This is a genomic window from Leptobacterium flavescens (assembly GCF_010671605.1).
GTDB classification, from domain to species: Bacteria; Bacteroidota; Bacteroidia; order Flavobacteriales; family Flavobacteriaceae; genus Leptobacterium; species Leptobacterium flavescens.
On the sequence record NZ_JAABOO010000003.1, the window covers coordinates 248,714 to 269,393 of the forward strand.

At 40.4% G+C, this 20,680-nt stretch carries 20 protein-coding genes; 9 read left to right on the plus strand and 11 right to left on the minus strand.

Going from position 1 to position 20,680, the window contains the following annotated elements; translation table 11 throughout:
- The first annotated feature begins 10 nt into the window (after positions 1–10).
- Complete coding sequence (locus tag GWK08_RS13345) at positions 11–472, plus strand: DinB family protein (RefSeq protein ID WP_163607725.1); 462 nt, start codon at positions 11–13, stop codon at positions 470–472.
- Here the strand turns inward: GWK08_RS13345 and GWK08_RS13350 are convergent.
- A complete protein-coding gene (locus GWK08_RS13350) occupies positions 462–1,190 on the minus strand; it encodes a DUF3298 and DUF4163 domain-containing protein (RefSeq protein ID WP_163607726.1) in 729 nt (242 codons plus the stop codon). The genes GWK08_RS13345 and GWK08_RS13350 overlap by 11 nt on opposite strands.
- Before the next feature lie 140 nt (positions 1,191–1,330).
- Between GWK08_RS13350 and GWK08_RS13355 the strand changes: the two genes are divergently transcribed.
- Positions 1,331–2,470 carry a cystathionine gamma-synthase gene (locus GWK08_RS13355; RefSeq protein ID WP_163607727.1) on the plus strand — a complete coding sequence of 380 codons (1,140 nt, stop codon included), beginning with the start codon at positions 1,331–1,333 and terminating at the stop codon, positions 2,468–2,470.
- Positions 2,471–2,525: 55 nt separating this feature from the next.
- Here the strand turns inward: GWK08_RS13355 and GWK08_RS13360 are convergent, their stop codons facing one another.
- Positions 2,526–3,308 (minus strand): THC0290_0291 family protein, encoded by a 783-nt coding sequence (locus GWK08_RS13360; protein WP_163607728.1) that lies wholly within the window; start codon positions 3,306–3,308, stop codon positions 2,526–2,528.
- Positions 3,309–3,553: 245 nt separating this feature from the next.
- Here GWK08_RS13360 and gdhA point away from each other — a divergent pair, with 245 nt between their 5' ends.
- From gdhA to GWK08_RS13375, 3 genes are all read left to right on the plus strand, one after another.
- The gene (gdhA, locus tag GWK08_RS13365; RefSeq protein WP_163607729.1) at positions 3,554–4,894 is read left to right on the plus strand and encodes an NADP-specific glutamate dehydrogenase; all 1,341 of its coding nucleotides are present in this window, start codon (positions 3,554–3,556) and stop codon (positions 4,892–4,894) included.
- 109 nt (positions 4,895–5,003) lie between these two features.
- Positions 5,004–5,720, plus strand: a complete 717-nt coding sequence (gene recO / locus GWK08_RS13370; protein WP_163607730.1) for a DNA repair protein RecO — start codon at positions 5,004–5,006, stop codon at positions 5,718–5,720.
- Positions 5,704–8,127 carry a TonB-dependent receptor gene (locus GWK08_RS13375; RefSeq protein WP_239524922.1) on the plus strand — a complete coding sequence of 808 codons (2,424 nt, stop codon included), beginning with the start codon at positions 5,704–5,706 and terminating at the stop codon, positions 8,125–8,127. Before recO ends, GWK08_RS13375 begins: the two co-directional genes overlap by 17 nt.
- A gap of 71 nt (positions 8,128–8,198) precedes the next feature.
- On the opposite strand, the gene GWK08_RS13380 is transcribed toward GWK08_RS13375, so the two are convergent.
- From GWK08_RS13380 to GWK08_RS13400, 5 genes are all read right to left on the minus strand, one after another.
- Entirely contained in the window at positions 8,199–8,885 is a 687-nt protein-coding gene (locus GWK08_RS13380; RefSeq protein ID WP_163607731.1) for a hypothetical protein, read from the minus strand.
- A gap of 298 nt (positions 8,886–9,183) precedes the next feature.
- Positions 9,184–9,861 (minus strand): hypothetical protein, encoded by a 678-nt coding sequence (locus tag GWK08_RS13385; RefSeq protein WP_163607732.1) that lies wholly within the window; start codon positions 9,859–9,861, stop codon positions 9,184–9,186.
- A gap of 198 nt (positions 9,862–10,059) precedes the next feature.
- On the minus strand, positions 10,060–10,767 hold the full coding sequence (locus GWK08_RS13390; RefSeq protein ID WP_163607733.1) for a hypothetical protein: 708 nt from the start codon (positions 10,765–10,767) through the stop codon (positions 10,060–10,062).
- Between the two features lie 138 nt (positions 10,768–10,905).
- Positions 10,906–11,592 carry a hypothetical protein gene (locus GWK08_RS13395; RefSeq protein WP_163607734.1) on the minus strand — a complete coding sequence of 229 codons (687 nt, stop codon included), beginning with the start codon at positions 11,590–11,592 and terminating at the stop codon, positions 10,906–10,908.
- A gap of 76 nt (positions 11,593–11,668) precedes the next feature.
- The gene (locus GWK08_RS13400; protein WP_163607735.1) at positions 11,669–12,379 is read right to left on the minus strand and encodes a hypothetical protein; all 711 of its coding nucleotides are present in this window, start codon (positions 12,377–12,379) and stop codon (positions 11,669–11,671) included.
- 161 nt (positions 12,380–12,540) lie between these two features.
- Here GWK08_RS13400 and ileS point away from each other — a divergent pair, with 161 nt between their 5' ends.
- From ileS to GWK08_RS13420, 4 genes are all read left to right on the plus strand, one after another.
- Entirely contained in the window at positions 12,541–15,945 is a 3,405-nt protein-coding gene (gene ileS / locus GWK08_RS13405; protein WP_163607736.1) for an isoleucine--tRNA ligase, read from the plus strand.
- A 4-nt stretch (positions 15,946–15,949) separates the two neighbouring features.
- The gene (locus tag GWK08_RS13410; protein WP_163607737.1) at positions 15,950–16,330 is read left to right on the plus strand and encodes a TraR/DksA family transcriptional regulator; all 381 of its coding nucleotides are present in this window, start codon (positions 15,950–15,952) and stop codon (positions 16,328–16,330) included.
- A gap of 81 nt (positions 16,331–16,411) precedes the next feature.
- Positions 16,412–17,035 carry a DUF4097 family beta strand repeat-containing protein gene (locus GWK08_RS13415; RefSeq protein ID WP_163607738.1) on the plus strand — a complete coding sequence of 208 codons (624 nt, stop codon included), beginning with the start codon at positions 16,412–16,414 and terminating at the stop codon, positions 17,033–17,035.
- 72 nt (positions 17,036–17,107) lie between these two features.
- The gene (locus tag GWK08_RS13420) at positions 17,108–17,731 is read left to right on the plus strand and encodes a lipoprotein signal peptidase (RefSeq protein WP_163607739.1); all 624 of its coding nucleotides are present in this window, start codon (positions 17,108–17,110) and stop codon (positions 17,729–17,731) included.
- Here GWK08_RS13420 and GWK08_RS13425 read toward each other — a convergent pair.
- From GWK08_RS13425 to GWK08_RS13440, 4 genes are all read right to left on the minus strand, one after another.
- Entirely contained in the window at positions 17,728–18,144 is a 417-nt protein-coding gene (locus tag GWK08_RS13425; protein WP_163607740.1) for a response regulator, read from the minus strand. The two genes, GWK08_RS13420 and GWK08_RS13425, sit on opposite strands and share 4 nt — an antisense overlap.
- 5 nt (positions 18,145–18,149) lie before the next feature.
- A complete protein-coding gene (locus GWK08_RS13430; RefSeq protein WP_163607741.1) occupies positions 18,150–19,607 on the minus strand; it encodes a PAS domain-containing sensor histidine kinase in 1,458 nt (485 codons plus the stop codon).
- A gap of 104 nt (positions 19,608–19,711) precedes the next feature.
- Positions 19,712–20,278 carry a 5-formyltetrahydrofolate cyclo-ligase gene (locus GWK08_RS13435; RefSeq protein ID WP_163607742.1) on the minus strand — a complete coding sequence of 189 codons (567 nt, stop codon included), beginning with the start codon at positions 20,276–20,278 and terminating at the stop codon, positions 19,712–19,714.
- A complete protein-coding gene (locus GWK08_RS13440; RefSeq protein WP_163607743.1) occupies positions 20,279–20,455 on the minus strand; it encodes a hypothetical protein in 177 nt (58 codons plus the stop codon).
- Positions 20,456–20,680: the final 225 nt, after the last annotated feature.

Sequence of the window (20,680 nt, forward strand, 5' to 3'; positions counted from 1 at the left end):
AAATCACAAAATGGAGACCGCATTTGATATTGCTATGCAGAACAGAAAAGCTTTTTCCGGCTTTCTTAAAAACACCCCTTATGATGACCTGGTAAAAATACCCCCGGGCTTTAGAAATAATATTTTCTGGAATATTGCACATGTGGTGGCTATTCAGCAGCAACTCCTGTACAAAAGGTCGGGACTGGAGATGATGATAGACAGTGATCTGGAAAAGAAATACGGCAATGGTTCCGTTCCTGAAGAAAGGGTTTCACAGGAGGAAATAGAAAGGATAGACAGTTTGTTATTGAACTGTATCCGCCAAAGCAGGGAGGATTATTCCAAAAATATATTCAGGGAATACAAAGAGCTTACCACCCGTGCCGGAGTGGTACTGAAAAATATAGACGATGCCATCCACTTTAACACCTATCACGAGGGGTTACACCTGGGATATATCTTCAGTTTGTTTAAGGCCATTAATAATTGAGGAAACGCTTAACCTCTTCCAGTGGTAATTCGAGGATTTTAGGACCCTCTGCATAGGAAGCTATCTCGTATTGATTGTAGTGAAGGACAATATGACTATCTGTGAATCCGATATTTTCCGGCAGGTGGAATTTATCATTCTCAAACATAAATCCACTGCTGTTAATATTAGAAGCGGCGCTTATATTTTCCTGTTTTCTGAATTCTTTTTCCGCAAGGGCCATAAATCCCTTCCTGTCTTTAAAGAGATCTGAATGTTCCAGTAATTTTCCGCTTTTTGCATCGAAATTAAGGAAAGAGGTCGCCCCGTAACCATGTGCACCACCGGTAAACATATAGGAGTTGATACGAATGCAGATAAGATCTTTTTTCTCCTTGCTCACCTCTCCGTCTATCGTTGCTTCCCAGTCCGGGCTATCCGGAAATTCGTCTTTAAGCTCTTTAAAAGCCGATTGAAATTCTTCGATAGCCTCTTCTATGGTTTCCGGTTGTTTTTCTTCCGCAAAGTTCAGGATCTCGATAACCAGCTCCGAAACTGCCGTATTTATATTCTTCCCGATATCGTCTGCTGATTCGGCTCTGGGGATATTGACTTCTACCGGTAAACAGCTTTCACAATTGACCGGATCAAATGAAATATCATTAAATGTAAGTTTTTGGTTTTCAGAGCAACTAAGGAGCAGGTTCAGTAATAAGAACACCGAGGTGAAGCGTTTCATGATCAGGCGGTTTAAATGAATTTATCTCTAAAGGTATAAGCTTCATTGCAATCACCAAAAGGAAACGGTACATTTGTGAAAATTTTTGAAATTAATTCATCAGATCTGTTATCTGAAAAATAAAATTAACAACAACGTCCATGAAATTTAATACTAAAACAATACACGGTGGGCAGGAGCACGATAAGGCTTACGGTGCTGTAATGCCACCTATCTATCAAACTTCTACTTATGCTCAGACCACTCCCGGAGGGCATAAGGGATACGAATACAGCCGTACTCATAATCCGACCAGGAATGCTTTGGAAAATTCACTGGCGAGTATAGAGAACGGAACATATGGCCTTGCCTTCGGGAGCGGCCTGGCAGCAATCGATGCTGTTCTTAAATTACTTAAGCCCGGAGATGAGGTAATATCTACCAACGATCTTTACGGTGGAAGCTACAGATTGTTTACACAGATCTTCCAGGATTTCGGGATCAAATTCCATTTTACAGGAATGGAAAATGCAGCCAAGATCGAAAGCTTTGTAAATGATAATACAAAGTTGATCTGGGTGGAAACTCCCACTAACCCTATGATGAATATCATAGACATTGAGGCGGTTTCCGGAGTAGCTAAGAAGCACAATTTACTCCTGGCGGTAGATAATACTTTTGCAACACCTTACCTTCAGAGACCTTTGGATCTGGGAGCGGATATTGTGATGCACTCGGCAACAAAATACCTGGGTGGACATAGTGATGTTGTGATGGGAGCCCTGATCGTAAAGGACAAGGAAATTGCAGATAAGCTTTATTTTATCCAGAATGCCAGTGGTGCGGTTTGCGGACCTATGGACAGTTTCCTGGTACTTAGAGGAATAAAGACCCTTCATATAAGAATGCAGCGTCATTGTGAAAACGGAAAAGCGGTAGCCGAATACCTGGCGTCACATCCGAAAATCGAAAAAGTATACTGGCCTGGTTTTGAAAACCACCCGAACCATGATATTGCTAAAAGGCAGATGGACGATTTTGGCGGGATGATCTCCTTTGTTACCAAAGGGAGCAGCTATGAAGATGCTATTAAGATCGTAGAAAAGCTCAGGATCTTTACACTGGCCGAATCTCTTGGAGGAGTTGAATCGCTGGCTGGACACCCGGCAAGTATGACACACGCGAGTATTCCGAAAGAAGAAAGAGAAAAAAGCGGAGTGGTTGATGCACTTATCAGATTAAGTGTAGGAATAGAGGATGCCGATGATCTTATAAAAGACCTCGAACAGGCAATAGGATAAATTCGATACCGAAATAAAATAGATTTACAAGGTCCGCTGAAAGGCGGATCTTTTTTTAATTTTCCAGGTAGAAGATGTAACCTACATTGATAAAAAACATCCAGTCGTTGGCTCTGTTTTCGGGGAAACGGGTTTCATCCGGAGCAAGTCCATCGACAAAATCGGAAAAGAAAAGCTGCCATTTTGCCTGTAACAGGATATCTTCCAACGGGGAGATCTTATATCTTAAACCAAGACTTCCCACCAAAGAAATAGCCGAACCACTATCGTTGGTAAAGGCATCGATAAATTTTTCCGGAGTTACGGCAGGATCTCCCAGAACACCCAGTTCCGAAAAGGCTTTCGGGGTGTAAAAACTATAGTGGATACCTGCTCCTATATGAGGTGAAAGCTTAGGGCCTCCACTTTCAAAATCTTTAATGCTAAAAGGATAGAACTCTATACTTGAACCCAGGCTAAATACCGTGCTCTCTCCTCTCATACCCCTTAACTGCTGGGCGAACAGAGAAGTTTTATCCGGAGCTACAAATTCCCCGAAATGCTGAAGGTTAACATTGGTGTATGAAAGTTCATTACGGATCTTAAAATGATCTTTTATGTAGTTGAGCGGAGAATAGATATCGTATCCGCTGGTATACGAAAAGTTCATATAATGGACCAAACCGATAGAGAATCCTACGTTTCCTATATTCGTATCGAAGTTCTGACGCTGCCCATAGTCGGAATAAAAAGCTACAGGGCCTACATAGGCACCTATCTCATTCGAAAACGATTGGGATTTGACTAGTTGAGGAACCAGCACAAAAGCAGACAGAAAAAAGAATAAATTTTTTTTCATTGGTTATTTCCTTGGGGCGCTACTTAAAGCAAATATATACAAAAACTTAAATAACAAAAAAAAATTGTATTGATCTACAATTTAATACGTAAATACTTCTGGAAAAAAATCTTTTCCTCCAGGATGCTTGCGAATTATTAATTAATTGTGAAATTAAAAAAAATACGCACTTTTTTTTGCATAAAACGTATATTTGCGTCCGAATATTATAAATCGATTAAATACTATATAGTAGAAGCTTTCATATGGAAGAAAAAATAAATGCTTTTTTAGAGCTCGTTAAGGAGAGAAACGGACACGAGCCTGAATTTTTACAAGCAGTAAGTGAAGTTGCCGAGGCGGTAATTCCTTACATCGTTGACAATGATATCTACAAGGGGAAGAATATCCTGTTGCGTATGGTAGAACCGGAGAGAGTTGTGATGTTCAGAGTTCCATGGGTAGATGATTCCGGTGAAGTACAGGTTAACAGAGGGTACAGGATAGAAATGAATTCGGCTATCGGCCCTTATAAGGGAGGTCTTCGTTTTCACCCTTCCGTAAACCTCAGTATATTAAAATTCCTCGCTTTTGAGCAAGTCTTCAAAAACAGTTTGACCACACTTCCTATGGGAGGTGGAAAAGGAGGATCTGATTTTGACCCTAAAGGAAAATCAGATAATGAGGTAATGCGTTTTTGCCAGAGCTTTATGTCTGAACTATACAGGCATATCGGGCCGAATACAGATGTTCCTGCAGGAGATATAGGTGTTGGAGGAAGAGAGATAGGATATTTATTCGGACAGTATAAGAAACTTAAAAATGAGTTTACCGGAGTACTTACCGGAAAAGGTATAAGCTGGGGTGGATCCTTGATCCGTCCGGAAGCAACAGGATACGGAAACGTGTATTTTGCGGAAAACATGTTGAAGACCCAAGGAGAATCCATAGACGGGAAGACCGTAGTGATCTCAGGTTCCGGTAATGTTGCCCAGTATGCAGCAGAAAAAGTAATTCAATTAGGAGGTAAAGTAGTTACCCTTTCCGATTCTTCAGGATATATCTATGACAAAGACGGAATAGATACGGAAAAACTTGCCTTTGTAATGGAGCTTAAGAACGTTAAACGCGGAAGAGTTTCCGAGTATGTTGAAAAATATCCTTCGGCAGAGTTTGTTGCAGGAAAAACCCCATGGGGTGTAAAATGTGACGTTGCTCTACCTTGTGCTACTCAAAATGAGTTAAACGGAGAAGATGCCGAGCAGCTTGTTGCTAACGGATGTATTTGTGTGAGTGAAGGAGCTAATATGCCTTCTACTCCCGAAGCTATTGAGGTTTTCCATAAAGGAAAGATCCTTTTTGCTCCCGGAAAAGCATCTAATGCAGGAGGTGTTGCCGTATCCGGACTGGAAATGGCTCAGAACTCACTTCGTTACAGCTGGACAAGAGAAGAAGTTGATGAGAAACTTAAAGGTATCATGAACGATATTCACAATTCCTGCCTGGAATTCGGAAATAACGGAGATTATACAAACTACGTAAAAGGAGCTAATATTGCCGGTTTTGTAAAGGTAGCTGATGCTATGCTTGCACAGGGAATCGTTTAAGCTTCTTTTTGTATATAAAATAATAGGAGGCTCCTCAGAATATTGAGGGGCCTTTGTTTTTGTAAAAAGAGCATGTATTTTGCAGATGCTAACAATTCACGGCATATAAATGATCGTCGCTACCAAAGCCATAGTAATATCTACCGTTAAATACGGCGATTCCAGTCTGATCGTCAAGTGTTTTACGGCTTCAGACGGGGTGAAATCCTATTTGCTCAAAGGAGTCAGGGCATCCAAAAAAGGGAAACTGAAAGCAGCTTATTTTCAGCCCCTGACCCAACTCGAGATCATTGCCCGTCATAAAGGGAAAGGTACCCTGGAAAGCCTGAGAGAAGCCAGGATCAGCTTTCCTTATGCATCTATACATACCGATATTAAAAAAAATGCCATTGCGTTTTTCCTGGCCGAAGTACTGAGTGTTTCCATCAGGGAAGAGGAAGAAGATGCGGGACTTTTCAGTTTTCTGGAAACTGCCTTTCAATGGCTGGACACTCATGACGAGATCTCTAATTTTCATATCCTCTTTTTGTTTAACCTGACACGTTATTTCGGATTTTATCCGGATGACACTCAAAGAGACCTTCCATATTTTGATCTGGTTGAGGGGGAATTTACCGGAGAACCGTCATTAAATACTGTTAAAGATGAGAATTTAACACTGTTGAGGCAGTTCTTAGGCATAAATTTTGATGATGTCCAAAAGATCAAATTGACAAAAAAGCAAAGACATTCCTTACTTAACCTGTTAATCGTATATTTTGAGTTACATTTGCAGGGTTTTAGGAAACCTAAGTCACTTTTAATATTGAATGAAGTTTTTAATTGAAATGAGAAAGGCCGTAGCGATACTTTTATTCTTTTTTACTTATATATCATATTCCCAATCGGTAAAAGTGATAGATTCTGAAACAAACGAGCCTGTTCCGAATGTTGTAGTTTACAATCAGGGGAAAACCAAGACCCGAAGTACAGATGTTAATGGTGCCGTAGATCTTTCGATTTTCTCCGATAATGAGAAGATCATTTTCAGATTGTTTGGGTACAGGGAGAAGAGAGTGTCGAAAAAACAAGCCTTATCCGATAATGGAGTAGTTAAGCTGATACCTCAGTCTGAAAAACTTGACGAGGTGGTCCTTTCTATTTCCAAATGGGAACAACAGAAGAGAGATATCCCCCAGAAAATAAACAGTATTAAAAGTGAGGAAATTGCGTTTGCAAATCCACAAACCTCGGCAGACCTCCTGCAAAACAGCGGTCAGGTGTATGTTCAGAAAAGCCAGTTGGGTGGAGGAAGTCCGATTATCCGTGGTTTTGCTACGAACAGACTGTTGTTAACGGTAGACGGGGTTCGGATGAACACGGCTATCTTCAGGGGAGGGAATGTACAAAACGTGATCTCTATAGATCCGTTTACCATACAAAGGACCGAAGTGATTTTCGGCCCCGGTTCGGTTATCTACGGAAGTGATGCCATAGGTGGGGTGCTTAATTTTTATACCAAAGAAGCGCAACAGTCGCGAACAGATTCTCTGCTGGTCCATGGAAATGCCTTTACCCGTTATGCAACAGCAAATGATGAGAAGACAGTTCACGCCGATCTGAATTTCGGCTGGAAAAAATGGGCTTTTCTTTCGAGTTTCAGTTATTCCGATTTCGACGACCTCCGTCAGGGGAGACACGGTCCTGATGAATTTCTGAGAACTTTTTTCGTAGATCGTGTAAACGGAGAAGATGTAGTTGTACAGAATGACGATCCGTTAATACAAAGACCTTCGGGCTACAGCCAGATTAACTTTCTTCAGAAAGTGAAGTTTACTCCCAATGAAACATGGGATTTTAACCTGGGTCTTATCTATACATCAACATCAAACTATGCCCGATATGACCGCCTTATAGAACTCATAGATGGCCTTCCCAGATCTGCGGAGTGGTTCTACGGCCCCCAGCGATGGTTTATGGGGAATTTTCAGGTCAACAAAAAAGGAAATACAAAATGGTATGATAATGCGAGGTTGACCCTGGCTTATCAGCATTTCGAAGAAAGCCGTAACGACCGGAATTTTCAGAGCGATATCTTTAACCGCAATGTAGAGAATGTAGATGCCTATTCTGCTAACCTCGACCTGGAAAAGAAGTTTGATGATAAGACCAAGCTGTTTTACGGATTGGAATATGTGTTGAATACGGTAGACTCCGAAGGAAGCGAACGAAATATAGTTAGCGGGGAACTTTCGGAAGCACAATCCAGATATCCCGATGGATCTACCTGGCAGACCTTTGCAGCTTTTGTAAATCTCGAGCATAAAATAAAACCGAATCTGAGCCTCCTGTCCGGAGTGCGTTACAGTTATGTTTCGCTGGATGCCGATTTTGACAATCGCTTTTTCGACTTTCCTTTTACGGAGGCAAACGTAAAAACAGGAGCATTTACCGGAAGTGTGGGGATCAGCTGGTTGCCGGAAGAAAATCTTCAGATCACCTTAAACGGAAGTACCGCTTTCAGAGCGCCAAATATAGATGATGTAGGAAGGATATTCGATTCGGAACCGGGATCGGTAGTTGTACCGAATCCGGACCTGGAGCCGGAATACGCATATAATGCCGAATTCGGGATTCGCAAGAATTTCAATAATCGCGTTTCCTTCAGCTTTGCAACTTTTTACACCTTACTGGACAATGCCCTGGTACGAAGGGACTTTGAGTTAAACGGACAACGGATAATCGATTTTCAGGGAGAACCCAGTAATGTACAAGCGATACAAAATGCAGCAAGAGCTTTCTCTTATGGTTTCGAGTTTGGGCTGGATGCTTATTTTACCGACAGGCTTTCCTTTATGTCAAACCTTACCCTTACCAAGGGAAGGGAGGAACTGGACGACGGTTCTGAAGCAGCTCTTCGCCATGTAGCACCCCTGTTTGCAGATGCACATCTGGTATGGGATAACAATAAACTCAAACTTGATTTCTTTCTGAATTATAACGGGGAAATTTCTTTTGAAGACCTGGCGCCGTCCGAGCGGAACAAGCCTTTTTTATACGCTATAGATGAGAACGGGAATCCGTTTGCCGCTTCGTGGTACACGCTTAATCTGAGATCTCAATACAAGATCACACAAAACCTGGAGTCGAATGTTTCTCTGGAAAATATTACAGACCAGCGATACCGTACCTATTCGTCAGGAATATCGGCCGCCGGAAGGAACCTGATCCTGGGACTTAAATATTATTTCTAAAAAAGAAAAAAGCAGATAGAATACCTACCTGCTTTTTCCAGCTGAAATTGTTCTGTTCTCGTAATTGCTTATTATGCTTGCTCTTTTCCTAAATAAAAAGAGATGATCTTAACAAGGTCTTGCTGCTTGCTGATCTTTAATTTGTTCTTCTTTACGAACTGCTGTACTTCTTTTTCTTTACCTTCAAATAAAGCGTAGAACTTTTTCTTTTTGGTAGAGATTTCTTTTAAAACGCCGTTGGTTCCTTTAAAGAAGAAAACGTCTTTTACTCTCTTGTACTTTGCAGGTTGATCTTTGGAGTAGCTACTAACTGCAGGTTGTCTTGGAATAAATTCTACTCGCTCTTTCAGATACAATCCGCTTTTGGAATCTTCATCATTCCATAACAGTACTGCAAAACCTCTTTTACCGCTGTCGAAAGTAACGGTCTGATAGGTTTTTTTATCTGCAGTTGCAAAAGAAATAGTATACTCGCTTAATTTGTCTAATACCAGGATCTTATCATCGCTGCTTTTAAACTCCATAGCATCAACAGCCCCGTTATAACGTACAGAATAAATTTCGTTAAAGGCGTTTACCTTAGCCGGGATGAAGTTCTCTGAAATATAAGGAGATCCCAATGCTCCGTCTACCGGTTGATTGGAATTATTCCTCAGGATAACATCTATCTGGCCTCCTCTGCTGTTGTCTACAATGTTCTGGGCCTTTACCGGAGCAATAAATAAGATTAAAAGGGTTAGTAAAGCAATTTTTCTCATAATAATTTGAATTGATGTGTTTTAAAAGTGAAACTTATGGTTGCATATCGGTATCTCAAAAAACAGAGACGCGTTTTATGCTTTTTTTAAGGTTTTAACTATGAACCCCAACAAATAAAACCCTTAAACAGGTAAATACCCTACCGGAAATTTTTTTTTAACAGAATTTTAAAAAAAAAGCCAGTTTTTTGTTACAAAAACCGGCTTAAATAAAGGGGAGTGTTATATTTTTTCAATGTCGGAATACCCTTTCTTCCGAATAAAAATGGTCTTTAAGAAAAAATAGCTAAAAGTTTAACTATTCTCCTGAATAAAATTCAATGATCTTAACAATATCTTCCTGTTTGGAGATCTTGAGTTTGTTTTTCTTAACAAATTGCTGTACTTCTTTTTCCTTGCCTTTAAAAGCAGCAAAAAACTTCTTTTTATTTGTGGGAAGTTCAGTCATTTCAGAACCGTCTTTCAGGTACAATACATCCTTAACTCTTTTGTATTTGGCAGGCTGATCTTTGGAATAACTGCTGGCAGCCGGTTTTTTAGGAACAAACTCTATACGCTCCCTTAAAAATAAAGAGGTGTTTGAGTCATCACTTTTCCATAACAATACGGCATAACCTCTTTTCCCGTTGCTATAGGTAACGGTCTGGTAAATTTTGTTCGAGCCGTTAAGTGTTATGGTATAATCGTTCATCTTGTTCAGCACAAGGATCTCATTCTTGCGATTCTTGAACTCCATAGCATCTGAGGCGGCATTGTAACGGATAACGTGAAGGTCCTGGAACTGGTTTATTTTTGCCGGAGCAAAACTTTCCATAACATACGGACTCCCGATAGCGCCTTCAACAGGAACATCTGCTGTGCTCCTCATGATCACATCAATTCCTCCGGCAGCTCCCCTGCTGGTATCCAGGATGTTCTGCGAATACATGCCTGTACTTAATAAAGCGATTAAGTTTAATAATGCAATTTTTTTCATAATGGTTTTAATAATGTTAAATAAATTCTTGTCGTAAAAATAGTACAAATAACTTTTCTGTGCTAAAAGCACTTTAAAAGAAAAGCCAGTCGGAAATTTCTGAATGGCTTTTCTTCGATTCTTCTTCTTATAATTTATTGTTGTACTTCCTTTTTTTGCTCCTGAAAAGTTCAGAGAAAATGGGGAGATCGAACAAGATCAAGAAGTGTAAAAATCCAGGATCTTTATTATATCTTCCTGATCGGTGATCTTAAGCTTATTTTTCTTTGCAAATTGCTGCACTTCTTTCTCCCTGTCTTTAAAAAGGGCAAAAAACTTCTTTTTGCCGGTGGGGATCTCAATTAGCTCAGCACCATCTTTCAGGTATAATACATCCTTAAGTCGTTTAAACTCGGCCGGCTGATCTTTTGAATAGCTGCTTGCTGCCGGTTTTTTAGGAATAAACTCTATGCGCTCCCTTAAAAATAAGGAAGTATTTGAATCCTTGCTTTTCCACAACAATACGGCAAACCCTCTTTTTCCGTTGGGATGAAGTATCGTTTGATACACTTTTCTGGAACTGTTAAGCGTAACTGTGTAATCATTAGATTTGTTCAGGACGAAGATCTCATCTTTGCCGTTCTTGAATTCCATATCATCGGTAGAGGCATTGTACCTTACCAGATGAACGTCTTTAAAATGATTGATTTTAGCAGTGACGAAATTTTCCAGAATATACGAACTTCCGTTAATTTCTTCATTTTGCCCGGTCAGCTGGCTGTAACGGATAGTTTCCAGATACATTCGCTTCAGATCGGTCAGGTCGTCTGTAGAAATAGGGCCGTCAACTCCCTGAAGAGGTGGTTGCGCAAAGATGAAAATAGTGGTGAACATCATTGCCAGTGTGGAAATAAGAATTTTTTTCATAATGGTTTGTTTGAATAAGGTTAAATATGTTTTGTCTAAGGAATAGTATAAATAGCTTTTCGGGGGACAAAAGCACCTTAAAAGAAAAGCCAATCGGAATCCCGGAATGGCTTTTCTTCAATTATTCTTAACGGGATATTAATGTTCCTGGACGAATGCCAGGACTTTTTTAATATCTTCCTGTTTGCGGATCTTCAGATTATTCTTCTTTATATATTGTTGTACTTCCTTTTCCTTACCCTTGAACATTTCGGAGAATTTCTTTTTACCTAAAGGAACCTCTGCAAGGGTTCCGTCAGCACCTCTCAGGTACAGAACGTCTTTGAGTTTTTCGTATTTGGCAGGTTGATCATTGCCATAACTGTTAGACGTTACCTTCTTAGGTATAAATTCCTTTCGTTCTTTAAGGAACAAAGCATTTTCAGAATCTTTATCTCCCCATAATAGTACGGCAAACCCCCTTTTTCCATTGGTATAGGTTACCGTTTGATATACTTTTTTGGAGTTATTAAGAGTAATCGTGTAATCGTTGAGTTTGTTCAGGACCAGAATATCATTTTTGCTGTTCCTGAACTCCATATTATCCGAAGCTGCATTATAACGAACCAGCTGAGTGGTTGTAAAATGATTGATCTTGGCCGGAACAAAATCTTCTGCCATATACGGGCTCCCCAAAGGTTTAGGAAGCTCCGTGTTCAGACTGCTGCGAAGCATATTGTCTATGTATTCACGCTTTCCGTCAAAACCAGGTCTGGTGTCTGAGCTTTGAGCATAGAGCGGAAGGACAAATACCAACAGCAATACAAATAGCCATGTATTTCTCATAATTTCTCGATTTAAGATTGTTGATTTTCAGTGAATTATAAAAATACAAAGAAAATCGGGGAGATCAAAGCTGTGATCAGGAAGTGTAAAAATCAAGGATCTTGATAATATCACTCTCCTTATTGATCTTTAACTTGTTCTTCTTTGCAAACTGCTGTACCTCTTTTTCCTTACCTTCAAATATGCTGAAAAACTTCTTTTTGTTGGTAGGTACCTCGGTCATTGTCCCGTTAGAGTTTTTAAAGAATAAGACATCTTTAAGCTTCTTGTATTCGGCCTTCTTTTCGCTGGAATAACTATTAGTGGCAGCTCTTTTAGGGATAAATTCTACTTGCTGTCTCATATACAAAGCGCTTTTTGAATCGCTGCTCTCCCATAATAATTCGGCAAAGCCTCTGGTGTCATCGCCATAAGTTACACTGTGGTATACCTTTTTAGGATGTGTAAAGCTGATAACATAGTCGTTGGATTTGTTTAAAACCAGGATCTGATCCTTGCTGTTCTTAAACTCCATATCGTCTGTAGAAGCATTGTATCTTACCAGGTGAACGTCTTTAAAATGGTTGATCTTGGCGGTGATGAAGTTTTCCAGGATATAAGGACTCCCGTTAACATCTTCTCCGGCTGCGATCTGCCTGTTGTGCTGGAACGCTTCCAGATATTCTCTTTTAAGGTCGAATTGATTTCTACTTGCGGCTCCGTTGGTTGCTGAAAGAGGAGGTTGTTGAGCTAGAACGGAAATTGTGGTAAATAACATTACCAGGGTGGTCAAAGCAAAGTTTTTCATAATCATTTTGATTTAAATTAGTTATAAAGTTAAAAATTTGTTATAAAACACCACAAAAACTATGCCTCAACTTAAAATCTTTTCAATTTTATATCTCTTTCAATTCACTGAAATTTAGTAATTTCGCACACTTAATTAATTGCACAAAGGAATATTTGAAAATGAAGTTTAGCGAGTATAAAGGACTTGATCTTCCAAAAGTTGCTGATGAAATCCTGAACTATTGGGAGGAAAACAACATCTTTGAAAAGAGTATTACAACCAGGGAAGGAAAAGATCCCTATGTGTTTTTTGAGGGACCTCCGTCTGCAAACGGGCTTCCGGGAATTCACCACGTAATGGCCCGTGCAATTAAAGATATTTTTTGCCGCTATAAGACGCAGAAAGGATATCAGGTAAAACGTAAGGCCGGGTGGGATACTCACGGGCTTCCGGTAGAACTCGGTGTGGAGAAAGAGCTCGGGATCACCAAGGAAGATATCGGAAAGAAGATCACCATAGAAGAATACAACGAAGCTTGTAAAAAAGCGGTAATGCGCTATACGGATATCTGGAACGACATGACCCGTAAGATCGGTTATTGGGTGGATATGGAAGATCCGTATGTGACCTACAAATCCAAATATATGGAGACCGTATGGTGGCTACTTAAGCAGATATACGATAAAGAGCTTTTGTACAAAGGTTACACCATACAGCCTTATTCCCCAAAAGCAGGTACCGGACTTAGTTCACACGAATTAAATCAGCCGGGAACATATCAGGATGTAACAGATACTACTGTAGTGGCTCAGTTTAAGACCATTGCAGATAGCCTTCCGGAATTCCTGAAAGAGGTGGAAGGGGATGTTCATATCCTGGCCTGGACCACTACCCCGTGGACCCTGCCATCGAATACCGCCCTGACCGTTGGTCCGAAAATAGATTATGTACTGGTTCAAAGCTTTAACCAGTATACGCATAAGCCGATTAATGTGATCCTGGCCAAAGCCCTGGTGGGAAAACAATTTTCAGGCAAATTCTTCCAGGCAGAGAATGCAGAAGAACTCGGCAATTATAAAAGCGGAGATAAAAAGATACCTTTCTTTATACTAAAGGAATTTAAGGGAGCGGATCTGGAAGAAATAAGATACGAGCAGTTATGGAGTCAGGGACCGCTTCCGTATCAGAACCCGGAAAATGCCTTCAGGGTAATTACCGGAGATTTTGTAACTACCGAAGACGGTACCGGAATTGTACATACCTCACCTACCTTTGGTGCGGACGATGCCAAAGTAGCCAGGGAAGCTTCACCCGAAGTTCCTCCGCTGCTGGTACTGGATGAAAATAATAACCCTGTTCCCCTGGTCGATCTTCAGGGAAGATTCAGACCTGAAATGGGAGAACTGGGAGGAAAATATGTTAAGAATGAATACTATGCCGACGGAGAAGCTCCGGAGCGATCGGTAGATGTAGAGATAGCTATTCAACTTAAGGAAGAGAACAAGGCCTTTAAGGTAGAGAAATACGTGCACAGCTATCCTAATTGCTGGCGTACCGATAAACCTATCCTTTATTATCCGTTGGATTCCTGGTTTATAAAGGCCACGGATGTAAAAGAAAGAATGTTCCAGTTAAACCAGACCATCAACTGGAAGCCCAAGGCAACCGGTGAAGGGCGCTTCGGTAACTGGCTGGCCAATGCAAACGACTGGAACCTTTCCCGTTCCCGTTTCTGGGGGATCCCATTACCGATCTGGAGAACGGAAGACGGAAAAGAAGAGATCATTATAGGTTCTGTTGAAGAGCTTAAGGCCGAGATTGGGAAAGCGGTTTCTGCCGGTGTAATGGAGAAGGATATTTTTGCCGATTTTGTGGTGGGCGATATGAGTGAGGAGAATTATGACAAGGTAGACCTTCATAAAAATGTAGTAGACAGGATTACCCTCTTATCTCCGTCAGGAAAACCCATGAGAAGAGAACCGGATCTGATAGATGTGTGGTTCGACAGTGGTTCTATGCCTTATGCACAGTGGCACTACCCTTTTGAGAATAAGGAAAAAATAGACGGAGGAAGTTCTTTCCCCGCAGATTATATAGCCGAAGGTGTCGATCAGACCAGAGGATGGTTTTATACGCTGCATGCAATCGGGACCATGGTGTTCGATTCCGTAGCTTATAAGAATGTAGTATCTAACGGCCTGGTGCTTGATAAGAACGGACAGAAGATGTCTAAAAGACTGGGGAATGCCGTAGATCCGTTCGAAACTCTTGAGAAATACGGCCCGGATGCCACACGCTGGTATATGATCAGCAATGCGAATCCATGGGATAACCTGAAATTCGATATAGAAGGTATTGCAGAAGTAAGAAGGAAGTTCTTCGGAACTCTTTATAATACCTACTCCTTCTTCAGCCTTTACGCAAACATCGATAACTTTAGTTATGCCGAAGAGGATATAGCATTGTCTGAAAGACCCGAAATAGACAGATGGATCCTGTCGGAATTGCATTCCCTGATAAAAAAGGTAGACGAATTTTATGCAGATTACGAACCTACCAAAGCTACCAGGGCTATTTCTGAGTTCGTTCAGGAGAACCTGAGTAACTGGTTCGTACGCCTGAGCAGAAGGCGTTTCTGGAAAGGAGATTACGGAAAGGATAAGATTTCTGCATATCAGACGTTATACACTTGTCTGATTAATGTTGCAAAGCTGGGAGCTCCGGTTGCTCCGTTCTTTATGGATCAACTTTACAGAGATTTAACCAGGGCAACACAGAAAGAAAATGTAGAGAGTGTACATTTGGCTGATTTTCCGGTTTACCGACCCGAAATGGTCGATAGTAAACTGGAGAGCAAAATGGAAAAAGCTCAGACGATCTCTTCTTTGGTCCTTTCGCTTCGCAAGAAGGAAATGATCAAAGTTCGACAGCCTTTACAGAAGATCATGATCCCTGTACTGGATGAAGGGCAAAGAGAAGAAATAATGGCGGTATCAGATCTGATCAAGGCCGAAGTTAATGTGAAGGAAATTAGTTTACTTGATGATGCTTCAGGTATTTTAGTCAAGCAGATCAAACCTAATTTTAAAGTATTAGGGCCGCGTTTCGGTAAAGATATTAAGCTGATAGTCAGTGAGATAGCAGGTTTTGATCAAAAAGATATTCAAACAATTGAACAAAACGGATCTATTTCTCTTGAAATTAATGGAAAAAGTATTAATTTAGGATTGGATGAAGTGGAAATTTCATCTCAAGATATCGAAGGGTGGTTGGTAGCGAATTCAGGAGCACTGACCGTTGCCTTAGATGTTACGATCACCGATGAATTGAGGAAGGAAGGAGTTGCCAGAGAACTGGTAAACCGTATACAGAACCTTCGCAAGGAATCCGGTTTTGAAGTAACAGACAAGATAGATGTTAAATTGCAGAAAGACGGCTTTTTAGAGCAGGCAGTTTCGAGTAACCTTAGCTATATAAAGACTGAAACCCTGACTGCAGAGCTGGATTTTGAAGACACTATGGAAAAAGGCACGGAAATAGCTTTTGATGACGTAAATACCAAATTGTTTATTCAAAAACACTAAAACTATGTCAGACACAAAAATAAGATATTCGGATAAGGATCTTGAAGAGTTCAGAGTTCTGATTGAAGCAAAGATCGAGAAAGCAAAAAAAGACCTTGAGCTGTTGAGAAGTTCATACATGAACGATGGTAATAATGGAACCGACGATACTTCTCCTACCTTTAAAGCGTTTGAGGAAGGCTCTGAAACTATGAGTAAGGAAGCGAATACGGCTCTGGCCATCAGACAGGAAAAGTTTATCAGAGATCTTAAGAATGCTTTGTCAAGAATAGAGAATAAAACCTATGGAATTTGCCGTGTAACCGGTAAATTGATCAATAAAGAACGTTTAAAACTCGTTCCTCATGCTACTTTGAGTATTGAAGCAAAAAATATGCAGTCTTAAAAAGTAGAGAAAAACTTATTAGATCTTAAAACGCGCTGTATTCCTACAGTGCGTTTTTTGATCAGACCTAATTTAAAATTGTTGAGACCAAGGTTTATCATAGCGTTCTTTCTTCTGAGTTCCTCTTTACTGTTTGCACAGAAAACAGTAGAGAAGACAGTAGTGGGTACACTTTTAAAAGGTATTAAGGTAGATGCTCATAACTGTTTTAAAATAGAGATAGGAACTCATGCTTCACCTAAGATCAGGGTAGAATCTTCTATAGACGGAGAATATAGCGACGACCTGGTCATATCGGTCCTGGAAAAGGAGGATCACCTGGTGATCAGAGCAGGCTTTAGTCCGCTTTTTAAAAATCCGAACGATAAATTAAGTGCCCATAAGGTAATTTCTATTTACCTGAACATTCTGGTGCCTGAAGGTTTTGAAGTTGACCTGCTGGGCGGAGGTGTGAGAACCGATATTTCGGGGAAAATAAAGGACCTTAAGGTGGTATTGGATAATGGTATTTGCTCTATCCGGGATTTTTACGGCAATGCAGAGGTGTCTACGCGTAACGGGAATATTTTTCTGGAAGCCCGACAGGCGGAAGTAGAATCCGAATCCAGATACGGGCAGGTGAAAAGCGAGGATATAGAACCCGGGAAATCTAAAATCACCCTAAAGACCGTCAATGGAGATATCTATGTCTCCAAACCCAAATAATATTCTTATTTTTGACGCTTTAAATTCATAAAGTCTCAGGAGATTACCGTCTTTATGAAATATCACTGAATTATGTCATTAAAAAAAGCGACACTTGTTATTGTACTGGTCCTTCTGGTAGATCAGATAAGTAAGATATATGTAAAAACGCATTTTGAACTTCACGAACACGTAGATGTGTTTTCCTGGTTTAAGATTTTATTTATCGAGAATGAAGGAGCTGCATGGGGAGCTAAAATAAGTGACATCTTACCGCTTTCAGACAGGGCAGGGAAACTAATGCTTACCATTTTCAGGATCTTTGCGATCATCGGGATCGGCTACTGGCTGATGGATTCGATCAAAAAGAAAGGCTCTCAAACCCTTATCCTGGCCATAGCCCTGATCTTTGCAGGAGCTTTTGGAAATATCATCGACTCTGTATTTTACGGGGTTATCTTTAATGACAGTTACGGGCAGGTTGCTACCATGTTTTCAGACGATCCTTACGGAAGCCTTTTTCACGGTAAGGTAGTAGATATGCTTTCCTTTCCTATGATAGATACGACCTGGCCCGAGTGGGTTCCGGTAGTGGGAGGTGATCCTTTTACGTTTTTCGATCCTATCTTTAATATTGCCGATATGGCCATCAGTATAGGAGTGGGGATCCTGCTGGTATTCAATAAAAAAGCCTTTCCGAAGAAAAAGGAAGCTTAAAAGCTCTTTTTTCTGAAAAGATCTTCGAGTTCTCCCGGCTTTACCGGTTTTATAATATAGCCGGAGATTGAAGAGAGTTTATTGGCTTTACCTATATCGACCGGATCGATGGAGGAACTCACAATGTAGAGGGTAATGATCTTCTTGAATTTCTTTTCTATCTTCATGAAGTGCTCGAGAAACTGCCATCCGTCCATAACCGGCATATTCAGGTCCAGAAAAATAATATTCGGAACCTTATAAGCTTCAAAATTGTTAAACAGGTATTCAAAGTAATCCAGAGCTTCTTTCCCGTTGCTGAAGATCAGCAGATCCTTGCTCAATGCCCTCGACTCAATGACTTTTCGGATCAGGTTTACATATATTTTATCGTCGTCAATTATACAGGCAAGATCAATTACGGGTTTGCTCATTGTGTTTAGAAGTTAATTATAAAAGTGGTTCCGGTGCCTACTTCGCTTTGAACGTCTATGGAACCGTTGAGAGATTCTATCTGGTTTTTGGTCAGAAACAATCCTATCCCCACGGCATTGTCTGCCTGGTGGAAAGTCTTGTACATTCCGAATATTTTGGAGCCGAAAGTTTCCAGGTCTATCCCTATTCCGTTATCACTCACTTCCATCCTTATTTTTTCGCCCTTCCTGTATGACCTGATCTTTATATGAGGGATCCGGTCGGGGTGTTTGTATTTAATAGCATTGGTGATCAGATTAAGCATAATGCTTTCCAGGTAGGCCGGGATATAGGTTAACTCGTCTACCTCGGAGAAATCCGATTCTATAATGGCTTTTTCCTGCATTACGATCTGTTTAATGGAAGCCATCACCAATTGCAGGGTTTTGCTCAGCTGTACCCGCTCCATTTTTTTGTTGATACGGGTATGAATGGCAGCCACTTCATTCAGGTGCTCGATAGTCTTATTCAGGCTGTATGAGATCTCCGTTACCGTATTAAAAAGTTCATCTTTTTCGGCAGGATCGTTGGTTCCTTTGAACAATTCCGAAACCAATTCGAGGTTGCTGGAATGCGAACGCAGGTTGTGCGAAACAATATGTGCAAAATTGTATAACCTGGAATTCTGGGAGGCGATAATATCCATCGATTTCTGAATACTGATCTCCTTGATCTTAAGTTCGTATATATCCTGGATAACTCCCCGGATCCCGATTATTTTTCTGGTAGAAGGCTGGTAAATAGGCCGGCCTATAATAATGGCCCAGAAGGTACGCCCTCTGGAAGTATTCAGTTTAACCTCAATATGAAAAGGGAAACCGTTAAGAGAACAGTCCAGAAAATGTTTCATGGCCTTAAAGCGGTATCCTTTTGCAAAAAAGGAGATCCCGTTCTTTATGGTGGGCTTTACGTCCTTGCCGATCTCGAGTATTTTACGGGTACCCCGGTCCCAATATGTTTTTTTGTGTTCAAAATCTATAAACCAACCACCTGTTCTTGTCATTTCGGCGCTTTCCTGATAGAAGAACTTATTCTCATCATAGCGCATTTTATATTTTTTCTGCGCATTGATATCAACAAAAACAATAAGGTGTTCCTTCGGGCACAGTGTATCGTTTATCTTATCTGCAGATTTGCATTGGAGCCAGTAATAATTGCCGTTCTTTTTGCGAACACGGATCTCCATTTCAAAAGGCGACTGGTACTCCATATAGTTTTCAATGGCCTCGATAAAAGGATGCTGATCGTTCTCGTGAACAAAGCTGATCGTAAATTCGTGTATGGAAAAAGAGGAGGAAGGATCTTCCCGGATAATGTCATAGATCTCACCGGACCAAAATTCTTCTCCCGATATCTTGTTTTTGGTCCAATAGTAAAAGCCCAGAGCTTTTGATAAACCGGAAAGCGTTAAGTCCTTGACCATTTTTTGGCGGTAGGGTTTGAGGTTGTAATGCAAAAATTATGTGACCCGAATATAAACAAAATTTGTTAAAAATTTGAATAATTAGTTACACGTCTAACAATTGTTTAAAAAAACTGATATACTTTCTGGGGGGTCACACAATAATCCAGGTTGACATCATTGATGTCGGTATCTTCTATAGTATCTTCCACCTCAAAGAAGGAAAGTCCAATTTTAAGCGTTTCCTGCCTGCATTTGGCAAGGAACCTGTCGTAGAATCCTTTTCCGTAACCTACTCTGTTCCCATTTTTGTCGAATGCCAGCAGCGGAACAAATACTACCTCTATCCTGTCTTCCGAGATCTCTATCCCGTCCTCAGGTTCGGGGATATTGTATTTGTTTTTCCGGATTCGCGTATTATCCGTTAATAAAAAATGTCTCATCTCCCCGCTGTTAAAATCACTTTGAGAGATGAGTACTTCCTTGTCCTTTCCCTGAAGGACATTTAATATAAAACTGGTTTCAACTTCCTTTTGTTCGCGTATGGATAAAAAAAGATGAAAATATGTTTTGTTCCAGATGGGGAGTGTTAAGATCTGATTTGCTATCTGAATACTATAGGTATCTATAAGCTCTTCCGAGAGTCCTCTTCTAAATAGCTTATATTTTTTCCGCAAATCAAATTTCTTCATTTATTCACTAACAACCAATCCTTTGCTACCTGCAATAGCATTCTTTAACACTGTCCATTTAGTGCCTACAGCCTTTACAAAATCACTGATAAATCTTCTGAAATTTGCACTTGTGAAGTACGTAGATACGATAAAAAGTACAAAATAAATGGCTAAAGCAATAAGATAATAATCCATGATAATAAAATTTGGGTTACGCTAATATAGATATTTATTCCTGTTTGAGCAAATTGTCAACCGTTTTTCGATGAACGGTAGCTTAGGTGTAGACGGATAAAAATGATTTTGGGTTACGGATGGCACTTTATCGACCCTAAAGCCTTTTCCAAACCGCATCAGCTGTCTTCACCTGGCTTTCCCTGTTCAATATTTTAATATATACGGCCCGAAGGCCTTAAACGG